This window comes from Saccharopolyspora antibiotica (genome assembly GCF_047200635.1).
Lineage (GTDB): Bacteria > Actinomycetota > Actinomycetes > Mycobacteriales > Pseudonocardiaceae > Saccharopolyspora_C.
In genome coordinates this window covers 67,416-88,811 of record NZ_JBJZOI010000020.1, presented here as the reverse complement: position 1 = coordinate 88,811, position 21,396 = coordinate 67,416, and the positions used below count along the sequence as shown (strand labels likewise).

Sequence of the window (21,396 nt, the reverse complement as noted above, 5' to 3'; positions counted from 1 at the left end):
CCGCGCGGCCCTCGCCCCGGCCGGGTCAGGTGGCGGGCAGCGCCAGCGCCAGCGCACCCGCCAGCACGCCGCCGATGACCGGCCCGGCCACCGGGATCCACGCGTAGCCCCAGTCCGCCGGGCCCTTGCCGCGGATCGGCAGCAGCGCGTAGGCGATGCGCGGGCCGAGGTCGCGCGCGGGGTTGATCGCGTACCCCGTGGGCCCGCCGAGCGAGGCGCCGATGCCGATGACCAGGAACGCCACCGCCGCGTAGCCGAGCGCGTCGTTGCCGAAGGAGAACGCGCCGTCCTCCCCGCGCCCCGAGCCGGGGGTCTGGATGATCCAGAAGACCAGCACGAAGGTGCCGATGATCTCGGTGACGAGGTTCCAGGGCGCGTTGCGCACGGTGGGGCCGGTGCTGAAGATCCCGAGGGTGCCCGCCGGGTCGTCGTGGGTGTCGAACTGCAGCTTGTAGGCCGCCCAGCACAGCGCGGCGCCGAGCGTGCCGCCGACGAGCTGGGCGACGACGTAGACGGGCACCTGCCCCCAGGGCACCTGGCCGTTCACCGCCAGGCCGAGCGTCACCGCCGGGTTGATGTGCGCCTGGCTCGGCGCCGCGATGCTGGCGCCCGCGAACACCGCGAAGCCCCACCCGAAGTTGACCAGCAGCCAGCCGCCGCTGTTGCCGAGCGTGCGGCGCAGTGTCACGTTGGCGACCACGCCGCACCCCATCAGGGTCAGCACGGCGGTTCCCATCATCTCCCAGAGGAAGATCTCGCCCAGGCTCATGTTCCAGGTCCCCTCGTCGCGGCGCCGTCGGCGCGGTCGGGTGTGTGGTGCTGCTGCCCAGGGGGAGGGGCGCGTGGAGCCCCGCTGCGGACAACATCGTCACACTAGGCATGTGAAAACAAACATTGCAATAGCTTCCCGATGGTGTTTTTATCGCGATGTACGGTGACTGAGTGGTCATCGCCGAACACTCCGCGAGGCACGACCGGAGCCGCGGGTCCGGCCGGGAAGATGGGCACCCGATGGTTGAAGTCCCCGCAGGGGAAACGGTGAGGGGGACGAGGATGTCCGCTACGTCCGGTCGGCGCCCATCCGGCAAGCAGCAGGACCGCCGGCGCCGGATCACCGAGCTGGTGATGGCGGAGGGCTCGCTGCGGATCGACGACCTGGTCGCGACCGTGGAGGCGAGCGCCATGACGGTGTACCGGGACCTGGCCGACCTGGAGTCGCAGGGCCTCGTGCACCGCAACCGCGGATACGTCTCCGCGGCCTCCTCGTTGCTCTACGAGGCGGCCTCGGACTACCGGATGCAGCAGAACGAGGCGGAGAAGGACGAGCTCGCCGCGGCGGCCGCCGAGCTGGTGGAACCGGGGCAGGCGCTGGTGCTCGACGACTCGACCACCGGTGTGCACCTGGCCAGGCGGCTGCCGGAACGGGCCCCGCTCACGGTGGTGACCAACCACCGAGGGGTGTTCGGCGAGCTCGCCGGGCAGCAGGGCGTGCACCTGATCTCGATCGGCGGGGACTACCTGCCGTGGGCCGACGCCTTCGTCGGCGGCATGGCGCTGGACGCGCTGCGCGGGCTGCGGGTGGACCTCGCGGTGATGTCCGTATCGGCGGTGACCGGTGGCATCTGCTGCTATCCCCAGCAGGAGATGGTCCAGATCAAGAAGGCGATGCTGGCCGCGGCCAGCCGCCGGGTGCTCTACGTGGACCACACGAAGTTCCGCAGGCGCGCGCTGCACGCGGTGGCGCCCGCCGAGGACTTCGACATCGTGATCGTCGACGCCGCGACGCCGGACGCCGAGATCGAGGTCCTCGTCGAGCGGGGAGCGACCGTCCGACGGGCAGGGGAGATCCGCTCGGGCGCGTCGGGGGAGGACCTGGCGGCGGCAGGTCCCCGCAGCAGTGGCGCGGCAAGCGTGCAGGGAGCACGCCGGGCATGATGACCAGCGCGGAACGTCCCGGGAGGGCGCGGTCGGCGGTGGTCTCGATTCGGAGCGAGGAGGACCTTCAGGTGTCCCACGACGAGAAAGCAACCACACCGACCGGTGCCAGCGACGCCACCCGGGCCTCGGAGGAGGCCCAGGGCAGGCTCGGCCCCGAGGACCGCGAGCGCAACTGGCGGCGGCTGGAGTCGGAGGACTTCGACGTCGTCGTGATCGGCGGCGGGGTCACCGGCGCCGGGGCCGCGCTGGACGCCGCCACCCGCGGCCTGCGGGTCGCCCTCGTCGAGGCGCGCGACCTCGCCGCGGGCACCTCCAGCCGCTCCAGCAAGCTCTTCCACGGTGGCCTGCGCTACCTGGAGCAGCTGGAGTTCTCGCTGGTCCGCGAGGCCCTGCGGGAACGCGAGCTGATGCTCACCCGGCTCGCCCCGCACCTGGTCAAGCCGGTCCCGTTCCTGTACCCGCTGACCCACCGGGTGTGGGAGCGCCCGTACACCGCGGCCGGCTTGCTGATGTACGACACCATGGGCGGGGCCCGCTCGGTGCCGGGGCAGAAGCACCTGTCCCGGGCCGGGGCGCTGCGCATGGTGCCCGCGCTGAAGCGGGACGCGCTCATCGGCGGCATCCGGTACTACGACGCGCAGTCCGACGACGCGCGGCACACCATGACCGTGGCCCGCACCGCCGCCCGCTACGGCGCGGTCGTGGCGACCTCCACCCAGGTCACCGGCTTCGTCCGCGAGTCCGACCGGGTCGCGGGCGTGCGGCTGCGCGACGTCGAGACCGGGCGGGAGACCGACGTCCGCGCGCAGACCGTCATCAACGCCACCGGCGTGTGGACCGACGAGCTGCAGCGCCTCTCCGGCAGCCGCGGCCGGTTCCGGGTGCGGGCCAGCAAGGGCGTGCACATCGTGGTTCCCCGGGACCGCATCGTTTCGGAATCCGGGATGATCCTGCGCACCGAGAAGTCGGTGCTGTTCGTCGTCCCGTGGGGCGGGCACTGGATCGTCGGCACCACCGACACCGACTGGAACCTGGACCTGGCGCACCCGGCGGCGACCAAGAAGGACATCGACTACATCCTCGAGCACGTCAACTCCGTGCTGGCGACGCCGCTCACCCACGACGACATCGAGGGCGTCTACGCCGGGCTGCGCCCGCTGCTGGCGGGGGAGAGCGATGAGAGCTCGAAGCTGTCCCGCGAGCACGCGGTCGCGCGGGTGGCGCCGGGCCTGGTGGCCATCGCGGGTGGCAAGTACACGACCTACCGGGTGATGGCGGCCGACGCTGTGGACGCGGTGACCCCCGACCTGTCCGGCCGGGTCGCGTCCTCGATCACCGACCGGGTGCCGCTGCTGGGCGCCGACGGCTACCACGCGCTGGTGAACCAGACCGACCAGATCGCGGCAGCGCACGGGGTGCACCCGTACCGGATCCGGCACCTGCTGGACCGCTACGGCTCCCAGGTGCACGAGGTGCTGGCGGCGGCGGCCGACCGCCCGGAGCTGCTCAAGCCCGTCCCGGCGGCGTCGGCCTACCTGCAGGCGGAAGTGGTGTACGCCTGCACCCACGAGGGCGCGCTGCACCTGGAGGACGTGCTGACCCGGCGCACCCGGATCTCCATCGAGTACCCGCACCGCGGTGTGGAGTGCGCGGAGGCCGTGGCGCGGCTGATGGCCGGGGTCCTCGGCTGGGACGAGGAGCGGATCGAGCGGGAGGTCGCGGTCTACACCGCCCGGGTCGAAGCCGAGCGCGACTCGCAGACCCAGCCCGACGACCAGGCGGCCGACGCCCGCCGCTCGGCGGCCCCCGAGGCCCGGCCGGAGCTCGTCGAGCCCATCGCCTGACCGCCGCGCGGCACGCCCGCGCAGCGATGAGCGGCCCGTTCGCCCGGTGGGGCGGGCGGGCCGCTCGCTCAGGGAACGTCGCCGAGCAGCTCTTCGACGTGGGCGACCAGGCGACGGGAATCGGCGGGGGAGATCGTGCTCCAGGAGTCACCGGAGGGCGAGTTCCGCCGCACCTGCGCGTAGCGGCCGCGCGGGGTGTCGAAGAAGCCGACGACCCGGGGCGCCCGCACCCGGCGGCCCAGCCGGTCGCGCACGGCGGCGCCGAACTGCCCGCGCGCGCCCGCCTCCCGGACCATCGAGGTCAGCACCTCCGCGTCGTCGCCGCGCACCCCGCGACGCACCAGCTCCCCTTCCAGCGCCTCCGGGTCGCCACCGGTGGCGTCGGCGGCCGCGTCGAGGTCCGCGCTGGGCACCGTCACCGAACGGCCGGGGCCCGCCGACAGCGGGGGCAGCACCGAGGTCGCCTCCCGCACCAGGCCCGCCGCCGAGACCGGCCGCAGGGTCAGCTGGTCCTCGTCCTTGACCACGAGCACCGCGTCCGCACCGCTGCCGTCCGGAACGCCGGAGGCCGCCAGCACCCGCACGCTGCGCTCGAACCAGGTCCGCCCGTCCACTTCCGACAACGGTCGGGCGAGCAGCAGCAGCATCCGCTCCAGCGCCGGGTCGAGGTCGTGGCGGTCGCCGAGGCGCCGCCGGTCCAGCGCGGCCCAGGCGGAGTCCGCGAGTTCCGCGCGCTCCGACCAGGTCCGGCCCGGCGAGGGCACCCGCAGCACCAGCGGCAGCGTCTCCAGTCCCAGGTGCTCGGCGAGCACGTCGAACTCCAACGCGGACAACCGGACGGGGCCGGCCCCGGGGAGGGCGGCGCCGCCGATCATCGCCCGGGATCACCGCCGATGACCGGGCGGGAGAGGGTCTGCGGGGCGTCGAAGAACCCGTCGCCGCCGCCGATCCGCTCGGTCACCTCGCGGTCCACCACGTCGTCCTCCCGGCGCCGTGCCCGGCCACCGCTCGCGCTCGCCGGGTGCGTGCCGCGCCCGCGCTCCGAGCCGCGCCCCGCGCCGCCCCGCCCGGACTGCCTCCGGGCGGACTGCCCGGGGGTGGATCCGGCGGCGCCGCGCGGCGCCGGGACCGGGGTGCCGCCCCAGCTGATCGTGACCGACGGTTGCTGCCAGCTCCGCGCGCCGCCGGGCGCGCCCGCCGTGGCGTCGACGACCACCTGCGGCGGCGGGGCGAAGGAGGCCAGCGAGGTCGTGTTCGCCCGGGTGGACTGCTCGTAGGTGCGCATCACCTCGAAGGCGCGCTGCTCGGCCGCGTTCTGCCGCGACTCCTGCACCTCGTAGTCGGTCTGCCCGCCGAACAGGTGCACCAGTCCGGTGATCGCGGAGCCCGGGTCCTCGGTGGTCACCGGCTGCGGGCGCGGCATGTCGGCGCGGGCCTTGCCGATGAAGGCGGCCTGCTGCTCGGTGCGGTCCCGCATCAGCTCGGCGGCCTGCTGCGCCTGCTGCGCCCAGTCGCCCAGCGGTCGGAGGCCGCCCCGCGCGTTGTCGGCCGCGGCGCCCTGCCAGCCGGACATGGCGGAGTTCAGCGCGGCGGCCAGGTCGCCGTCGATCTCGCCGAGGGTGCGGGTGAGCTCGCTCCAGCGCCGCACCGAGTCCGTCGAGGCGTCCGCTCCCGGACCCTGGTGGATCTGCTCGTAGAGCTCTTCGTGGCGGTAGCCCTGCCAGCGGTGGTCGCTCATCGGGTCCCGCCTTCCGCGTGGGCGGTCATGGTCAGCACCCTCCGCCGAGCCGCACCACGTTCACGTCGTCGGTGTCCTGGTAGTGCTGGTTGGCCAGCTGCAACGACTCCGCCGCGGACTGGAGCTGGTCGCGGTAGCCGCACAGGGCGGTCAGCGCGTCCTGGTCGCCGCCGACCGAGCGCTGGTTGAACTGCTCGGCCGCGGTGCTGCTGATCGGGTCCCCGGCCCACGGCCGGATGCGCAGCTCGGTGATGGCGTGCTCGATCTCGACGCCCACCTGGTCCAGCGAGGACTGCAAGGCGCTCACGAGGCTCGGGATGGCGGTGGGGTCGACGCGCATGGATCCCCCCGCGCCGGGCAGTCCCGGTGGCGCGGTGGAATCCGGCGGGCCGTCCCCCGACGGCAGGTGCAACGGCACGGGGTTTCCCTCCCACGGGTAAGACGTCCGCGCTCACTCTAATCACTATTCGTCACCGTGGGGAGTGCTCCAAACGCGGTGAGTATCAACACTCCTCGGCCGTTCGGCCGCACCGGGACGCGGCGTTCGCCGGAGATCACTCCGTCGGGCGGGGGGAGACCAGTGGCTCCGAGGAGTCGGAGCTGGTGCTCGCGGTCGAGTCCTCGGCCGACCCGGTGGTGCTCCCGGAGGTCTGCGGGGCCGGGTTCGCCAGCGAGGCCACCGCGTCCTCCGCGACCCGCCGCGCTCCAGCGCACAGGGCGTCCAGCGGGGGCGCGGGCTGGCCGCCGTCGTCGCGGTAGAGCACGTCCAGGTGCTCGCCCTCGGCGACGTCCACCGCCACGTTGCAGGACAGGTCGAGGTCCGGGGTCTTGATGACCAGCGCCGGGAACCCGTGCACGATCACCGGGGTGGCCTGCACCTGGGCGGTGTCGTCGGTCCAGACGTCCATGGCCTCGGTCGTGATCAGCGACAGCCGGGCGCCGACCTTCGCGGTGGTGTTGCGGAACGAGCAGGTGGGGGCGTCGCCGAAGCCGCCCTCGGTGTCCGCCAGCGGATCCCGGTTGAAGCCGAGCTGCCCGCGCTGGTCCGCGGTGAGCAGTTCGCACGGGTCGACGTCGACCATGCTGAGCTCGAACGGCCGCGGCGGCGGGGGCGGCGGCGCGCTGGAGGTCGGGGCGGGCGGCGGCGGGAGCGGAGCGGGGGTCTCGGCAGCGGGCTCGGAGCGCAGCAAACCGCACCCGGAGAGGGCGAGCAGGCCTGCCGCGCACGCCCCGGTCATCCGCGCGGGCACCCACCGGCTCCGCGCTGGGGCGGTCCGCGAGCTGTGCATGGCGTTCACCGTAACGAAAGCACCGCCGGTCCCGGGTGAACTCGCTCGTGCTTCGCGAGTCGTCAACGGCGGCGCAGCACCCAGGCGACCCCGAAGACGGCGAGGAAGCCCAGCAGCCACAGGTCCCGGGTGAGCGCGACCAGCACCAGCAGCAGCGCCGCTCCCGCCAGCCCGAACAGGACCTCGCCGCGCGGCACCCGCTTCCGGCTCCGGTCGGGACGCGCGCCGGGGAGGTCGGCGAACAGCGCGTCGAGCTCGGCCCTGCTGCGGGCGCCCGCGGCGGTGGCGCAGCGCTCGTCGTACTCGACCACGTCCAGCCTGCCCGCCGTGAGGTGCTCGCCGAGCCGGTTGATCGCGGTCTCCCGCTCGGCGTCGCCGATCCGCAGGTCCCTGTCCCTCGCGCGCACGCCGTCATCCTAGGCCCCCGGACAACGCCCCGGACCGGCCGGAAGGAGTCCGGACCGGACCGGGGCGCGGGTGATCAGGCGGGAGCGCCGGACAGCAGCGGGGGGTCGCTCTTGGCGTTCAGCACCTCGTCGTCGAGGAGGCCCTCGCCGCGCGCGACGACGACGGGCACCACGATCTGCCCCGCCACGTTCGTCGCCGTCCGCATCATGTCCATGATCGGGTCGACCGCGTAGGCGATCGCGATGCCGGTGGCCACGACCTCCGGCGGGAACCCGAGCGCGCCCAGCGTGAGCGTGAGCATGGTGAACCAGCCGGTGACCCCGGCGGTGGCGATCGAGCCGAACACCGCGACCGCGACGATCGTCAGGTACTGCGCGATGCCGAGCTGGATGCCGAAGAGGTTCGCGATGAAGATCGCGCCCACCGCCGGGTAGATCGCCGCGCAGCCGTCCATCTTGGTCGTCGTCGCCAGCGGCACCGCGAAGTTCGCGTAGGACCTGCTCACCCCGAGGTTCTCGGCGGTCTGCCTGCTCAGCGGCAGGCTCGCTCCGGAGGAGCGGGAGACGAAGGCGAACTGCAGCACCGTCCAGGCCTTCGCGAAGAAGGTCGCGGGGCTGACCTTCGCGACGAAGCGCAGCAGCACCGGGTAGACCGCGAACAGCACGAGCGCGCAACCCAGGTAGGTGGCGCCGATCAGCTTCAGCAGCGGTGCGAAGAACTCGTTGCCGTAGGTGGCCACCGCGTTGCCGATCAGGCCCAGGGTGCCCAGCGGGGCGAGCCGGATGATCCAGCCCAGCACGCGCTGGATCACCTCGAACAGGGAGCGGTTGAACTCCACGAAGGGCTTCGCGGTGTCCCCGAGGCTGTAGGCGGCGGCGCCGATGATGAGCGCCACGAACACCACCTGCAGCGTCTCGCCCTCGGCGAAGGCGCTGACCAGGTTGCCCGGGACCAGCCCGGTGATCAGGTCCAGCCAGGAGCCCTGCGTCTTCTCCCCGATGGAGCGCAGCCGCTCCGGATCGGGTTCGAGCACCAGGCCCTGACCCGGCTGCACGAGCCGGCCCACGGCGAGGCCGATCACCACGGCGATCAGCGAGGTGATCGCGAACCACAGCGCGGTCCGGCCCCCGAGCCGGGCGGCGGTCCGGCCGCCGCCCACCGAGCGCAGGCTGGTGATCCCCACGACGATGGCGGTGAAGATCAGCGGCAGCACCGTGAAGGTGAGCAGATCGGTGAACGTGGAGCCGATCGTGTCCAGCGTCGTGATCAGCCACTGCGCCCCGGTCGCCTTCGCGACCCAGCCCAGCAGCGCGCCGAGCACCAGCGAGGCGACGACCGCCACGGCGAACAGCTTCGGGTTGAAGGCGAACCTGGGCGACCGCCGTTGCGGCTGTTCGTCGCTCGAAGCGGGTGAGGTGGACACGGGAAGTCTCCTGACTGCGAGATCCGGACGGCGCGCGGGCGCCGGGGGAGGGTGCGCGCGAGCGCGCGCGGGAGGGCCGGAACCGCCGAGCGGGCCCCGCGATCAGCGCGGGGGCGGGGTCCGGCGCGGGGCCGGACCGGGCTCGGGACCGGTCAGGGACAGGTGCAGCTGGCCTGCCGTCGCAGATCGACGTGCAGGCGCGAGGTCAGGTACCACCGCTGAGTTCCCATTGCGGCCAGTTGTAACCCGGAGTCAGGTCCGAACCATCCTGAACGAGTGAAAATGTGGCCGCGTTCACCGGTGATCGAGGGCGACGGGCGGTCCGTCAGCGCCAGAGATCGGTGACGCGCAGCCCGACCTCGGACAGCAGGTTCCGGGTCAGCGGGAGGCTGATGCCGATCACGCTCGACGGGTCGCCGTCCACGCCCTCCACGAACCAGCCGCCGAGGCCGTCCAGCGTGAACCCGCCCGCGACCCCCAGGGGCTCGCCGGAGCCGATGTAGGCCGCCAGCTCCTCCTCGCTCGGCTCCGCGAAGCGGACCGCGGTGCCCCGGTGGCCCTGGGCGCGGGCGACCACCTCGCCGTCGCGCAGCCGGACGACCGCGTGCCCGGTGAGCAGCTCGCCGGTGCTCCCGGCCATGCCGCGCCACCGCTTCGCGGCGATCTCAGGCTCGCCGGGCTTGCCGACGACCTCGCCGTGCAGGGACAGCATCGAGTCGCAGCCGACCACCACGGCCTCACCCGGCTCGTCCTCGGCGCGCAGCCCGGCGAGCACCGCCTCGGCCTTGGCCAGGGCGAGCGCGGTGACCAGTTCGGCGGGCGCGGGATCGGTGAGCGCGGCGGCGATCGCGTCCTCGTCCACACCGGACACCCGCACGTCGGGATCGATGCCCGCGGCGCGCAGCACGGCGAGGCGGGCGGGGGACGCGGAGGCGAGGACGAAGCGCACGCGCCGACTGTAGCCGGGGCCGGCCGGACGCCGACCGGCCGGCTCGCGGCGCTGTGCGGTGCGGAGACGTGCGTTCACAGGGAACGGCGTAGCCCCATTGGCGGTGCCTGGTCGTGGTGGAAGATTCCTAATGTCCTCTTCGCGGGCCCGTTCGGCGACGGCCGGGCGGGACCGCGGGCGAGGGACTCCCCTCGTCGGTTCCACCCGTTCGCACGTGGATCCGCTCCGCTCCCGGCCGCAGGCCGGAGCCGCTCTCCGCCGGCCCGGGCAGCTGTGCCCGGCGAGGCCCCGCGCGCCCGAAGTCGAGTCCCGGACGCGCCGCTCACCCCATTTCCGCACCACCGGATTTCGAGGGAGACACACGATGAGTCGGAAGCGAACCCTTCGGTTGACCAGCGCGGCGCTGCTCGTCGCGGGCACCGTGACCGCGGCGATGAGCCCGGTCGCGGCCGCGTCGCCGCTGGATCCGGACCTGGTCGCCGCGATGCAGCGCGACCTGGGCCTGTCCGAGCAGCAGGCACGCACCCGCCTGGCGCAGGAGGACACCGCCCGGCGGCTCGACGAGTCGCTGAGCCGCTCGCTGGGCGCGACCTTCGGCGGCGCGCACTTCGACGCGGCCAGCGGGGACCTCGTCGTCGGCGTCACCGACGCCGCGAAGATCCCCGAGGTCGAGCGCGCCGGGGCGCGGGCGCAGCTCGTGCGGCACAGCAGCGCGGAGCTCGACGCGGCCCTGGCCGAGCTGGACCGCACCGAGGCCAGCGCCCCGGCGTCGATCACCGGCTGGTACGTGGACGAGCGGGCGAACACCGTGGTCGTCGACGTGCACGCCGCGACCCGGGACGCGGCCGCCGACGACTACCTGGCCGAGGCGACCGCGGGCGCGCCGGTGCGGGTCCGCGAGGTCGACGAGGCGCCGCGCCCGCTCTACGACCTGGTCGGCGGGGACGCCTACTACATGGGCGGTGGCCGGTGCTCGGTCGGCTTCCCGGTGCGCACCTCCTCCGGTGGCTCGGGCATGGTCACCGCCGGGCACTGCGGCACCCGGGGCACCTCGGCCTCCGGCTACAACCAGGCGGCGCTCGGCTCGTTCCAGGGGTCCTCGTTCCCCGGCAACGACTACGCCTGGGTCTCGGCGAACAGCAACTGGACGGCCCGGCCGTGGGTGAACATGTACAACGGCAGCGCGCGGGTCGTCTCCGGGCACAGCGTCGCCCCCACCGGGTCCTCGGTCTGCCGCTCCGGTTCGACGACCGGCTGGCACTGCGGCACGGTGCGGGCGCTGAACCAGACCGTCCGCTACGCGGAGGGTTCGGTCAGCGGGCTGACCCAGACCAACGTGTGCGCCGAGCCCGGTGACTCGGGCGGCTCGTTCATCAGCGGGAACCAGGCCCAGGGCATGACCTCGGGCGGTTCCGGCAACTGCAGTTCCGGCGGGACCACGTACTTCCAGCCGGTCGGCGAGGCGCTCAGCGCCTTCGGCCTGAGCCTCGTCACGGGCTGACGGCTCCCCACCCGACGCGCCCCGCCCGGTCGGGGCGCGGACGGCGGAACCCTCGGCGGCTTCCTCGTCGCGGGAGCGATCTCCGGTGCGGCCGCCCGCACGGCGACATCGCTGTCCTCGCGGGGAAGGCGCCGAGGCTCGCCGTGCCGCCAGGTCGCCGAGCGGTGCTCCGCTCGGCGGCCTGACGCCGCTGGTCATGTCGGATCGGCGACCGCACGACCGGGGACGAGCTCTCAGCGGGCGAAGCCGTCGCCGTTGAGGCGCACCAGGGGGCGGGCCGGGAGCCGGTCCGGGCGGACCCCGGCGGTGCCCTCGGCGGGGGCGAACAGGCCTGCCTCCGCCGCGGCGGCGGGACCACCGACCACCGGCAGCGAGGCCGAGGTGCCCGCCAGCCCGAGCTCGACCCGGCCCGGTTCGTCCGGCGCCACGATGAACGCCGAGTCGGTGCCGCCGATGATCAGGCCCAGCCGGTGCCCGGCGGGGATGACGTGATCGGTCGTGGCAAGCCGGAAGGTCATCTCGTACGACGTGCCCGGCTCCAGCGGGGTTTCCGCGGACAGCGAGGCGTGGTTGGCGAGGTCGGCCCACCCGCGCGATAGCACCTGGTAGTCCACGTCGGTCGTGGTGGCCTCCGTGTCCCGGTAGCAGGCGTCGTCGCCCTCGCGGCTCTCGCCCCAGCAGGACTCGGAGTCCAGGGTGCGGATGCCCTCGCCGTCGCCGAGGTGGTCGCGGGTGGTGGCCGGACCGTAGTCCACCAGCAGCGCGGACAGGTGCGCGCTGGAGGTGGCCGGGCTCGCGGTCACCGAGATCGAACCGGTGCCGGCCAGCCGCAGGTCCTGGGCCAGCGGAGCGCTGGTGAACAGCGCTCGGGCCGGGGAGGCCGCGTCGGGGTGCCGCGCCCAGTCGTGCTCGTCCTGGCGCGGGTCGTCGGTGAACGCGGTGCGCGCGCCCGGCGGGGCGGGCGCGGCGGAGATCCCGCCGAGGCCCTCGGCGGGACCGGGCACCGGGTGCAGCGCGGTGGCCTCCGCGGACTCCCCGGCCCAGCCGGGTTCGTCGGACCACTCGTCGGGGGCGCGCTCCACGCTGGCGGCCGGTTCGGTGTCGATGCCGTTGTCCAGCCCGAGCAGCTCGTGGTCGAACCAGCGGTGCAGCACCTCCACCCACTCGGCGCGGCGGAAGTCGAACGGGTCGACGTGCCCGGTCTGGCTCAGCCAGACCTTGCGCCGGACGTCGTGCCGCGCCAGCGCGTCCCACCACTGGCCGAACTGGACGGTCTTCACGTTGAGGTCGTTGAGCCCGTGCACCGCGAACACGCTGGCGCGCACGTTCCCGGCGCCCGCCGCGTGATCGCGCTCGGTCCACAGGCCGGTGACGTCACCGCTGGCCGGAGCGCCCTCGTCGAGGCGCTGCTTGACGGGCTCGCACCCGGGCCTGCCGCCCTCCTCGACGGTGTCCGCGAGGCCGCTCGGGTTCGCGCCGAAGGACACCCCGTCGGAGCGGTAGTAGTCGTACCAGGAGCTGATCGCGCCGATCGGCACGATCGTGCGCAGCCCCTCGACGCCCGTCGCGGCCACGCCGTTGGCGATCGTGCCGTCGTAGGACTTGCCGATCATGCCGACGTCCCCGGTGGCCCAGCCCGCACCGACCTCGGCGCCTCCGGTGGCCGCGTCGTAGCCCGCCGCGCGGCCGTTCAGCCAGTCGATCACCGCCCTCGCCGAGGTCACGTCCGAGGGCCCGCCCACGTCCGCGCAGCCCTGGGAGCGGTTCGTGCCCGCGAGGTCCACCAGCACCGTCGCGTAGCCGCGCGGCACGAAGTAGTTGTCGTAGAACAGCGGGAAGCCCTCCGGGCGGCCCTGCTCGTCGTAGGTCTTGAGCTCGCTCTCGTTGCCGCGTCCGCAGCACGAGTAGTAGGGGCTCGCGTCCATGATCACCGGCGCGGGCGCGTCGGTGCGGGGGCGCGCGATGTCCACGGCGACCCGGTCGGTCGTGCCGTTCCCGTCGCCGTCCAGGCCGGTGTCCACCCAGACCGTCTCGCGCACCGGGTACCCGGCGAGGAGCGGTTCGCTGCGCGGTGGCGCGGGTTCCGGCGCGGCGACGGCCGGTGCGGGCAGCGCCACCAGCGTCGCGCACAGCAGGGCCCCGGACGCTCGGCGCGGGGAGAGGAATGTCGGCACGGCCCACCTCCGGTGATCTCGGCGGCGACTCTATGGCCGCGGATCACCGGTGGACCACGGCCGAAAGTGTTGGGACGCGGCGGTGCCGGTCGCTCCGGTGGTCGCTGCTTCGCCGTCGGCCGGGCGGGGCGACAGGACGAGGGCTGGGCGTCGGCGCGCGGTGGCCCGGGACGGGGCGCTGGTTAACCTGGCGGCATGGTTGCACTGCTCGACGCGGCGGAGCTGCGCGGACGTCTGGTCGACGAGGGGCCCTACGCCGCGCTCGACGTGGTCACCACGACCGGGTCGACGAACACCGACCTGGCCGCCGCGGCAGCCGGGGGCGCGGCGGACCGCACCGCGCTGTTCGCCGAGGAGCAGCGCGCCGGGCGCGGCAGGCTGAACCGCACCTGGACCTCGCCGCGCGGGCGCGGGCTGCACGTCAGCGTCGTGCTGCGCCCCGGCGTGCCGCCCGAGGCGGTGTCCTGGCTGCCGCTGCTCGCCGGGATCGCCCTGGCCGGGACCGTGCGGGAGATGTACGGCGTGCCCGCCGCGCTGAAGTGGCCCAACGACCTGCTGCTCGGCGACGGGCAGGAGTGGCGGAAGGCCGCGGGCATCCTCGCCGAGGCGGTCCCGACCCCCGACGGCCTGGCCGTCGTGCTCGGCATCGGGGTGAACGTGCACCACGGCCCCGAGGACCTGCCGCGCGGTGCGGGCGGGCTGCCCGCCACCTCGCTGGCGGACCAGGGGGTCGAGGTCGACCGCCAGGAGTTCGCGGTCCGGCTGCTCACCGAGCTGGCAGCCGTGGACGACCGGTGGCGGGCGCACGGCGGGGACGTGCTCACCAGTGGCCTGCTGGACCGCTACCAGCGGTTCTGCGGCACCCTCGGCCAGCGGGTCCGGGTGCAGCTCGGCGAGCGCGAGCTGCTCGGCACCGCCACCGGCGTGGACGCGGGCGGCCGCCTCGTGGTGCGCGGCGCCGACGGCGCCGACACGCCGGTCTCCGCCGGGGACGTGGTGCACCTGCGGCCGCGCTGATCGCTCGCCGCCCGGCGAGCCGACCCGGGTAGCGTGATCAGCGGCGAGAACGAGGGAGGGATCTCGGGTGGCCTATCCGGACAGCCTGCTGGGCGAAGACGAGCACGTGGTGGTGCACACCCACCCGCACTGGAAGATGCTCGTCCTGCCGGTGCTGCTGTTCCTGGTCGTGATCGGCGGCGGCGCCTACCTGGCGGCGCTGGCCGCCGGGTCGGCGTGGGAGCTGCCGATGTGGATCGCGCTCGGCGTCGTCGGCGGCGTCCTGGTGATCTGGTGGACGCTGGCACCGCTGGTCCGCTGGCGCACCACGCACTTCGTGGTCACCTCGCGGCGGCTCATGGTCCGCGAGGGCGTGTTCACCCGCAGCGGCGTGGACATCCCGATGTGGCGGATCAACAGCGTCCGGTTCAACCACGGGATCGTGGACCGGATGTTCGGTTGCGGAACGCTCGTCGTCGAGTCCGCCTCCGACGAGCCGCTGGAGTTCGACGACATCCCCCGGGTGGAGCAGGTGCACACGCTGCTCTACCGGGAGGTCAACGACGGATCCGAGCACGACGACCAGGACCGCTGGGAGCAGCGATGAGCGCACTGGACCTGGGACTGCCCGCGACGGTTCCCCCGCCGGAGCCCGGGGGGCTGCCCGCCGAGGTGACGATCTGGGAGGTCGGGCCGCGCGACGGCCTGCAGAACGAGCGGGAGGTGGTGCCGCTGGAGGTGAAGCTGGAGTTCCTGCACCGGCTCGCCGAGGCCGGGCTGCGGGTCGTGGAGACCACCAGCTTCGTGCACCCGGACTGGGTGCCGCAGCTCGCCGACGCGGCCGACGTGCTGGCCGGGCTGGACCGCCGCCCGGGCGTGCGCTACCCGGTGCTGGTGCCCAACGAGCGGGGGCTGGACCGCGCGCTGCGGGCCGGGGTCACCGACATCGCGATCTTCGCCGCCGGCACCGAGACCTTCAGCCGCCGGAACCTGAACCGGGGCTTCGACGCGCAGTTCGCCATGTTCGAGCCGGTCGTGGGCCGCGCGGTGGCCGAGGGACTCGCGGTGCGCGGGTACCTGTCGATGGTCTTCGGCGACCCCTGGGAGGGGCCGGTGCCGGTGGAGCAGGTGGTGACCGCGGGTCGGCGGCTGCTGGAGCTGGGGTGCGAGCAGCTCTCGCTCGGCGACACGATCGGCGTCGCCACCCCCGGGCAGGTGGAGGCGGTGCTGCGCGCGTTCGACGCGGCCGGGATCCCGCCCGCGCGACTGGCGGTGCACTTCCACGACACCTACGGGCAGGCGCTGGCGAACACCGCGGCCGCGCTCCGGGCCGGGGTGTCCGCGGTGGATTCCTCGGCGGGCGGGCTCGGCGGTTGCCCGTACGCGAAGTCGGCCACCGGGAACCTCGCCACCGAGGACCTGGTGTGGATGCTCGACGGCCTCGGCGTCCGCCACGGCGTCGATCTCGCGGCGCTGGCGGACACCAGCGCTTGGATGGCCCGGCAGCTCGGTCGTCCCAGCCCTTCCCGGGTGGTCAAGGCGCTGATCTCGGACTGACGCGCGCGACCCGCCCGCACCCCGGGCTCGGGGGTCGATCGCTCACCCGGTCATGCCCTGGTGCCGAACATGCCGACGAAGGTGAAGCGCAGCACCCGCTCCTCGTCGCGGTCGGCGGTGCCGCTGATCTCCACCAGTCCCAGGTTCGGCCTGCTCCGGGCGAGGCGCGCGTTGTTGACGACCATGCCGAAGCGGAGTTCGTCGTCCGGGAACACCGGGGCCGTCCAGGACAGCTCGTTGCCACCGGGCGAGCCCTGCGAGGTCGACCCGGCCAGCACGTGATCCACGTAGGCGCGCATCCACAGCGAGGCCGTGTACCAGCCGGAGGCGCACAACCCGCCGAGCACGGAGCGGCGGCCCGCCTCCTCGTCGAGGTGGAAGGGCTGCGGGTCGAAGCGCCGGGCGAACTCCACCATCTCGTCCCGGTCGACGCGGACCGAGCCCAGGTCGAAGACCCGGCCCGGAGTGAGGTCCTCGTACGCGATCGCCACCATGCGACGGATCCTCCCACCCCGTGCCCGGCGGCTCGGTCCGGCTCCCGGAGGACGGGGCGGGCATGGAACCATCGACGCACGGCGTGCGGTCCGCGCTCCGGTGCCCTCCGGGGCGGTGCCGGACCACGCCGCCGGGCGTCTGCGAAAGGGGAGGGGCCGTGACCACGGATGATCCCGGGATGACCGGTGCGGGCAGGAGCGCGCCCCAGGAGCGCCCTCGCGGCGGGTGGCGCGGCGACGCCGAGCACACCGGTCCGGTGTCCGTGAGCGGTCGGACCGGCTGGACACCGGACGGGGTCGACCCGGCCTCGGTGACCGCCCCGCACCCGGTGCGGCGGGCCTGGACTTCGGCGCCGCAGGCCCCCGCCCGGCAGCCGGAGCGCGGCCGGTGGGGCGCTCCGGCCGCCTCGCGACCGCAGCCGCCGGGCGGTCGATTCGGCCCCCGGCCCCCGGCCCCGCCGCCGGAGCGACCCCGGCGGGGAGACCGCGCGGAGGCGGTGGCGTTCCGGCTGCACCAGTTCCCGATCGGCTACCTGCCCGTCGCCGCCGCGCACGCCAGCCGCCAGCTGCCCGTCCCCGCGCCGGCGGACGGGAGCGGCTTCCCGCCGCGCGACCACCCGCGCACCGAGCTCGTCGACGACCGCGAGGCCCTGGCCCGCGCCCGCTCCGGGGAGTTCGTCGCGGCGCCGGAGGCGGAGGGGCTGCCGAAGCCGGAGGACTTCGCCGAGGGGCACGGGCCCGGCGGGCACCGCGAACCGGCGGAGGAGGCGGTCCCGGCACCGGCCGAGCCGATCGTGCTGGAACCGGAGGCGGTGCTGGACCTGCTCGGCTCCGGTGAGGAGCGGATCGCGGCGCCCGAGGGCACCGCGTTCACCTGCCGGGGTCTGCCGCCGGAGCACCTGGAGCTGCCCTACCGCCGGTACCGGGTGCTGCGGCCGCTGCCGGTGTGGCGCTCGACGGCGGCGCCCCGGTTCGGCGAGCGCGGCGGCGGGACCCGGTACCGGCTGACGCACCCGGCGGCGGAGCTGGTGGCGCTGGGGCACCTCGTCGAGCTCACCGCGGACCGGCTCGCGGCCGAGGCGGGCACGCTGCGGCTGGACCGCCAGGTCATCGAGGCCGCGGACCGGGCCGGGGGCCAGGTCGAACCCGAGCGGCCCACCCGGCCGATGTCCGAGCGCGCGCCCCGGAGGGGGCCCGAGGTCACCGAGGAGATCGTGCAGTGAACACCGAAAGCCTGCTCGGCTGGCTGGTCCAGCTGGGCGTGCCCGCCGAGCTCGTCTCGATCGGGGCCGAGGCCGACCACACCTGGTGCCTGCTGCGCGAGGAGGCCGAGGGCGGCCCCGCCTGGGAGGTGTTCTGGCGCGAGCAGGGCAACCGCTACGACTGGGCGCGGTTCAGCAGCGAGCAGGTCGCCTGCTTCTACCTGTTCGGCAGGCTCACCTGGACCCAGGCGCTGCGCGGCGCGATCGGCCCCGCCGACCCGGAGCGCCCCGCCGCCCCGGCGGTCTCCCACGAGCCCGCGACCCCGCCGCACGGCACCCCCGCGCCCTGACTCAGCGGCGCAGCAGCGCCAACGCGCCGTCGTGGAGGCGGGTGTTGCTGCTCAGGGCGGAACCGCCCTGGAAGGTGCGCTCGCCGCTGAGGTCGGTGAAGGTGCCGCCCGCCTCCTGCACGATCACCTGCACCGCCGCCACGTCCCAGGGGTTCACGATCGGCTCGGCGGCGAGGTCGATGGCGCCCTCGGCGACCAGGCAGTGCTGCCAGAAGTCCCCGAACGCGCGGTTCTCCCAGCAGGCGTCCACCAGCCGCAGGTAGGACTCCCGGGAGTGGTGCTCCACCCAGGTGCCCAGGTGCGTCGTCGAGACGTAGGCGTCGGCGAGCTCGCCCACCCCGGAGACCGAGATCGGCTCCGGGGACCCGGGCGGCCCGGCCTGCGCGCCCCGCCCCGAGGCGGCTTCCCAGCGGCGGCCCAGCGCGGGCGCGCTGATCATCCCGACCACGGGGGAGCCGTCCTCCACCAGCGCGAGCAGCGTGGCCCAGGCGGGCACCCCGCGCAGGAAGTTCTTCGTGCCGTCGATCGGATCCAGCACCCAGGTCCGGCCCGCGCCGACCTGCCCGCCGCGCTCCTCCCCGGCGATCTCGTCGCCCGGCCGGTGCTCGGCGAGCGCGGCGCGCACCGCGTCCTCCACCGCGAGGTCCGCGTCGGTGACGGGGGTGCGGTCCGGTTTGCGGTCCACCGCCAGGTCCCGGGAGCGGAACCGGGAGGCGGTGATGGCGTCCGCGAGGTCCGCGAGGTGCCGGGCCAGAGCGAGGTCGTCGACGATCGTCACGGTCCGAACCCTACTGGTTGCCCGCGGCCTCACCGCGCCCCGGACCTGCTGGTTCGCGCCCGGCATCGCCCCGGGCGCGGCGCCGCTACCAGAGCTGGCGCCGGGAGGTTCCCGCCTAGCGGCCCGACGTGATCATGACGGACCTCTAGGCTGGGGCGCGTGAGCGTAGTGCTGCTGGCCGAGGACGACCCAGCCATTGCTGTGCCGTTGTCGAGGGCGCTGCAGCGGGAGGGCTACTCGGTGCGCGTCATCGCGGACGGCCCCTCGGCGTTGCAGGAGGCGTCCTCGGGCGGGATCGACCTGATGGTGCTCGACCTGGGCCTGCCCGAGATGGACGGGCTGGAGGTGTGCCGGAGGCTGCGCGCGCAGGGCCGCGGCATCCCGGTGCTGATGCTCACCGCGCGCACCGACGAGGTCGACTTCGTGGTGGGCCTCGACGCGGGCGCCGACGACTACGTGGCCAAGCCGTTCCGGCTGGCCGAGCTGATGGCCCGGATCCGGGCGCTGCTGCGGCGCGGCTCCCCGGAGACGCTGGAGGCGTCCGGGGTGCGCCTGGAGCTGACGGCCCGCCGGGTGCTCGTCGACGAGCACGAGGTCGGCCTCGCCAACAAGGAGTTCGAGCTGCTCCGGGTGCTCATGCAGCACGCCGGGCAGGTCGTCACCCGCGAGGAGATCCTCGACGAGGTGTGGCCCGAGGCCAGCCGCAAGGGCAGCAAGACGCTGGACATGCACATCTCGTGGCTGCGCCGGAAGCTCGGCGACGGCAACGGCCGCGCCGACGAGCAGCGGATCGCCACCGTGCGCGGTGTCGGGTTCCGGTTCAACGCGGACTGACCGTGCACCGGCGGATCCTGTTCGCGACGCTGCTGGCGGTGGCGGTCACCGCGGTGGTCCTGGGGCTGCCGCTGGGCGTGACCGCGCTCAAGCTCGTCGAGGACTTCACCCGCACCGACCTGTCCACCCGCTCGCAGCAGATCGCGACCTCGCTGGACGAGCAGGTCGCCTCCCGCCGCCCGATCGACGTCGAGTCGGTGCTGCTCGCGGTGCCGAGGGACGCGCGGCTGACCGTGCGGACCCGGGACCACGAGTACGTCTACGGCTCCGATCCGGGGAAGGCCCCGCTGACCGAGAGCGTGCCGATGGTGCAGAGCGGCACCGTCACGCTGTCCACCCCGAGCGCGCCCGTGCGGACCCAGCAGTTGCAGGTCGCCGGGCTGGTGCTGCTGCTGGTGGTGCTCTCGGCGGGAACCGGGATGGTGGTCGCGGGCCTGACCGCGCGGCGGCTGGCTGATCCGCTGCGGCACGTCGCGGCCCGCGCGGCCCGGCTCGGCGCGGGTGACTTCCGGGCGGACCCGAAGCGGCACGAGGTGCCGGAGCTGGACCGGGTCGCCGACGCGCTGGACGCCTCCGGTGCGGCGCTGTCCCAGCTGGTGCAGCGGGAGCGGGAACTCGTCGGTGACGTCTCGCACCAGCTGCGCAGCAGGCTCACCGCGCTGCACCTGCGGCTGGAAGCGCTGGCCGAGGTGCCGGACCCCGAGGTGTCCGAGGAGGCCGCGGCCGCCCTGGAGCAGGCGGAGCGGCTCTCCAGCGTGCTCGACGACCTGCTGGCCGCGGCCACCGCCGCCCGCGCCAGGGACGCCGAGCCGCTGGACGTGTCCGAGGCGCTGAGCGCGGTCGCCGCCGAGTGGCGGGAGCCGCTGCGCGCCCAGGGCCGCTCGCTGCGCCAGCGGCTGCCGGAAGGGCTGCTGGCCAGGGCCACGCCCGGGAGGCTGCGGGAGGCCATCGGAGTGCTGCTGGACAACGCGGTGCGCCACGGCAAGGGGACCGTCACGCTCACCGCGCGCAACGGCGGCGGCACCGTCGTCGTGGAGGTCGGGGACGCGGGACCGGGCGTGCCGGACCAGCTGGTGCCCTACGTCTTCGAGCGCGGGTTCTCCGCCGGCGGGTCCACGGGGGTCGGCCTCGCCCTGGCGCGCGCCCTGGTGGAGGCCGACGGCGGCCGCCTGGAGCTGAGCAAGGCCCGCCCGGCGCTGTTCGAGGTGTACCTGCCGGTGGCCCGGGCCGACGACGTGCTCGGCGTCCCCTGGAAGATCGAGTCCCGGCCGCGCTGATCCTCGCCCTCGGGTTCGTCCTCGGCGTCGTCGGCGGGGAACACCCACTTCCGGAAGGCCCACCAGCGGAACACCATGCCCAGGACCAGTCCGACCACCTGCGCGGCCGTGAAGTCGGCGATCTCCTCGACGAGCCTGCTGGTGTAGGGCGTCTGGAGGTGCAGCGCGTACCGGGAGAACCACAGCGGCGCCGCGTACAGCGCCACCCCGATGCCGCTGAACAGGAAGTACAGCGTGGCCTCGTGGTGGCGTTCCCGGCCGCCCCTGGTGCGGAAGGACCACTCCCGGTTCAGCACGTAGGAGACGATCGTGGCGACCAGCACGGCGATCACCTTCGCGGTCACCGGCTTCGGGACCAGGATCGTCAGCTTCAGCGCGTAGAAGATCGCCGAGTCGATGAAGAACGTCGTCGCCCCGACGATCGCGAACTTGACCAGCTCGCGGTGCCGCACCGCCCGGTCCCGCAGCGCGCGCGGGAACCTGGCCAGGACGACTTCGACTGCGGACACCCCCGCCATGCTAACGACCGCTCCCTCCGGGCCCTCCCGCGGCGGGTGGCGGAACCTCGGCGGCCTCCTCGCCGCGGGCTCGTTCCCCCGCGCGGGCGACCGGCGTCGATCTCCTCGCGCGGGAGCGGCGGCGGC

General features: G+C 74.4%; 22 protein-coding genes and 1 pseudogene. 10 read left to right on the top strand and 13 right to left on the bottom strand.

Annotated features, from left to right (window positions below; translation table 11 throughout):
• Nucleotides 1-25: 25 nt before the first annotated feature.
• Entirely contained in the window at nucleotides 26-769 is a 744-nt protein-coding gene (locus ACL03H_RS17815; protein WP_412812375.1) for an MIP/aquaporin family protein, read from the bottom strand.
• A 284-nt stretch (nucleotides 770-1,053) separates the two neighbouring features.
• Here ACL03H_RS17815 and ACL03H_RS17810 point away from each other — a divergent pair, with 284 nt between their 5' ends.
• Together ACL03H_RS17810 and glpD are read left to right on the top strand one after the other, a co-directional pair.
• Nucleotides 1,054-1,935, top strand: a complete 882-nt coding sequence (locus ACL03H_RS17810) for a DeoR/GlpR family DNA-binding transcription regulator (protein WP_412812374.1) — start codon at nucleotides 1,054-1,056, stop codon at nucleotides 1,933-1,935.
• Between the two features lie 185 nt (nucleotides 1,936-2,120).
• Nucleotides 2,121-3,782, top strand: a complete 1,662-nt coding sequence (glpD, locus tag ACL03H_RS17805) for a glycerol-3-phosphate dehydrogenase (RefSeq protein WP_412812424.1) — start codon at nucleotides 2,121-2,123, stop codon at nucleotides 3,780-3,782.
• Between the two features lie 68 nt (nucleotides 3,783-3,850).
• Here the strand turns inward: glpD and ACL03H_RS17800 are convergent, their stop codons facing one another.
• From ACL03H_RS17800 to ACL03H_RS17765, 8 genes are all read right to left on the bottom strand, one after another.
• Nucleotides 3,851-4,657, bottom strand: coding sequence for an ESX secretion-associated protein EspG (locus ACL03H_RS17800; RefSeq protein WP_412812373.1), 807 nt, complete (start codon nucleotides 4,655-4,657; stop codon nucleotides 3,851-3,853).
• A complete protein-coding gene (locus ACL03H_RS17795) occupies nucleotides 4,654-5,520 on the bottom strand; it encodes a PPE domain-containing protein (protein ID WP_412812372.1) in 867 nt (288 codons plus the stop codon). The genes ACL03H_RS17800 and ACL03H_RS17795 overlap by 4 nt, the downstream gene beginning before the upstream one ends.
• A 31-nt stretch (nucleotides 5,521-5,551) precedes the next feature.
• Entirely contained in the window at nucleotides 5,552-5,938 is a 387-nt protein-coding gene (locus ACL03H_RS17790) for a hypothetical protein (RefSeq protein WP_412812371.1), read from the bottom strand.
• A 136-nt stretch (nucleotides 5,939-6,074) separates the two neighbouring features.
• The gene (locus ACL03H_RS17785; protein WP_412812370.1) at nucleotides 6,075-6,809 is read right to left on the bottom strand and encodes a DUF3558 domain-containing protein; all 735 of its coding nucleotides are present in this window, start codon (nucleotides 6,807-6,809) and stop codon (nucleotides 6,075-6,077) included.
• Between the two features lie 62 nt (nucleotides 6,810-6,871).
• Nucleotides 6,872-7,216 carry a DUF1707 SHOCT-like domain-containing protein gene (locus tag ACL03H_RS17780; RefSeq protein WP_412812369.1) on the bottom strand — a complete coding sequence of 115 codons (345 nt, stop codon included), beginning with the start codon at nucleotides 7,214-7,216 and terminating at the stop codon, nucleotides 6,872-6,874.
• A 74-nt stretch (nucleotides 7,217-7,290) separates the two neighbouring features.
• Nucleotides 7,291-8,568, bottom strand: coding sequence for a dicarboxylate/amino acid:cation symporter (locus ACL03H_RS17775; protein WP_412812423.1), 1,278 nt, complete (start codon nucleotides 8,566-8,568; stop codon nucleotides 7,291-7,293).
• Between the two features lie 224 nt (nucleotides 8,569-8,792).
• A complete protein-coding gene (locus tag ACL03H_RS17770; RefSeq protein ID WP_412812422.1) occupies nucleotides 8,793-8,870 on the bottom strand; it encodes a putative leader peptide in 78 nt (25 codons plus the stop codon).
• Nucleotides 8,871-8,965: 95 nt separating this feature from the next.
• Nucleotides 8,966-9,589 (bottom strand): Maf family protein, encoded by a 624-nt coding sequence (locus tag ACL03H_RS17765; RefSeq protein ID WP_412812368.1) that lies wholly within the window; start codon nucleotides 9,587-9,589, stop codon nucleotides 8,966-8,968.
• 364 nt (nucleotides 9,590-9,953) lie between these two features.
• Here ACL03H_RS17765 and ACL03H_RS17760 point away from each other — a divergent pair, with 364 nt between their 5' ends.
• Nucleotides 9,954-11,090: a S1 family peptidase gene (locus ACL03H_RS17760; protein ID WP_412812367.1), complete on the top strand. Its 1,137-nt coding sequence runs from the start codon at nucleotides 9,954-9,956 to the stop codon at nucleotides 11,088-11,090.
• Nucleotides 11,091-11,323: 233 nt separating this feature from the next.
• Here ACL03H_RS17760 and ACL03H_RS17755 read toward each other — a convergent pair whose 3' ends face one another.
• The gene (locus ACL03H_RS17755; RefSeq protein WP_459561776.1) at nucleotides 11,324-13,225 is read right to left on the bottom strand and encodes a Xaa-Pro dipeptidyl-peptidase; all 1,902 of its coding nucleotides are present in this window, start codon (nucleotides 13,223-13,225) and stop codon (nucleotides 11,324-11,326) included.
• 234 nt (nucleotides 13,226-13,459) lie between these two features.
• On the opposite strand from ACL03H_RS17755, the gene ACL03H_RS17750 reads away from it, so the two are divergent.
• From ACL03H_RS17750 to ACL03H_RS17740, 3 genes are all read left to right on the top strand, one after another.
• Entirely contained in the window at nucleotides 13,460-14,281 is an 822-nt protein-coding gene (locus ACL03H_RS17750; RefSeq protein ID WP_412812365.1) for a biotin--[acetyl-CoA-carboxylase] ligase, read from the top strand.
• Between the two features lie 67 nt (nucleotides 14,282-14,348).
• Nucleotides 14,349-14,867, top strand: coding sequence for a PH domain-containing protein (locus ACL03H_RS17745; RefSeq protein ID WP_412812364.1), 519 nt, complete (start codon nucleotides 14,349-14,351; stop codon nucleotides 14,865-14,867).
• On the top strand, nucleotides 14,864-15,817 hold the full coding sequence (locus ACL03H_RS17740; protein WP_412812363.1) for a hydroxymethylglutaryl-CoA lyase: 954 nt from the start codon (nucleotides 14,864-14,866) through the stop codon (nucleotides 15,815-15,817). Before ACL03H_RS17745 ends, ACL03H_RS17740 begins: the two co-directional genes overlap by 4 nt.
• Before the next feature lie 50 nt (nucleotides 15,818-15,867).
• On the opposite strand, the gene ACL03H_RS17735 is transcribed toward ACL03H_RS17740, so the two are convergent.
• The gene (locus ACL03H_RS17735; RefSeq protein WP_412812362.1) at nucleotides 15,868-16,311 is read right to left on the bottom strand and encodes a MaoC family dehydratase; all 444 of its coding nucleotides are present in this window, start codon (nucleotides 16,309-16,311) and stop codon (nucleotides 15,868-15,870) included.
• Nucleotides 16,312-16,469: 158 nt separating this feature from the next.
• On the opposite strand from ACL03H_RS17735, the gene ACL03H_RS17730 reads away from it, so the two are divergent.
• Together ACL03H_RS17730 and ACL03H_RS17725 are read left to right on the top strand one after the other, a co-directional pair.
• Nucleotides 16,470-17,534, top strand: a complete 1,065-nt coding sequence (locus ACL03H_RS17730) for a TNT domain-containing protein (RefSeq protein ID WP_412812361.1) — start codon at nucleotides 16,470-16,472, stop codon at nucleotides 17,532-17,534.
• On the top strand, nucleotides 17,531-17,863 hold the full coding sequence (locus tag ACL03H_RS17725) for a hypothetical protein (protein ID WP_412812360.1): 333 nt from the start codon (nucleotides 17,531-17,533) through the stop codon (nucleotides 17,861-17,863). The genes ACL03H_RS17730 and ACL03H_RS17725 overlap by 4 nt, the downstream gene beginning before the upstream one ends.
• Before the next feature lies 1 nt (nucleotide 17,864).
• Here the strand turns inward: ACL03H_RS17725 and hisN are convergent, their stop codons facing one another.
• Nucleotides 17,865-18,635, bottom strand: a complete 771-nt coding sequence (gene hisN, locus ACL03H_RS17720) for a histidinol-phosphatase (protein ID WP_412812421.1) — start codon at nucleotides 18,633-18,635, stop codon at nucleotides 17,865-17,867.
• Between the two features lie 165 nt (nucleotides 18,636-18,800).
• Between hisN and ACL03H_RS17715 the strand changes: the two genes are divergently transcribed.
• Nucleotides 18,801-19,475: a response regulator transcription factor gene (locus tag ACL03H_RS17715; RefSeq protein ID WP_412812359.1), complete on the top strand. Its 675-nt coding sequence runs from the start codon at nucleotides 18,801-18,803 to the stop codon at nucleotides 19,473-19,475.
• A 2-nt stretch (nucleotides 19,476-19,477) separates the two neighbouring features.
• A complete protein-coding gene (locus ACL03H_RS17710) occupies nucleotides 19,478-20,752 on the top strand; it encodes an ATP-binding protein (RefSeq protein WP_412812358.1) in 1,275 nt (424 codons plus the stop codon).
• Between the two features lie 2 nt (nucleotides 20,753-20,754).
• Here the strand turns inward: ACL03H_RS17710 and ACL03H_RS17705 are convergent.
• Nucleotides 20,755-21,261, bottom strand: a pseudogene (locus ACL03H_RS17705) (GtrA family protein); the annotation flags it as partial.
• Nucleotides 21,262-21,396 lie beyond the last annotated feature (135 nt).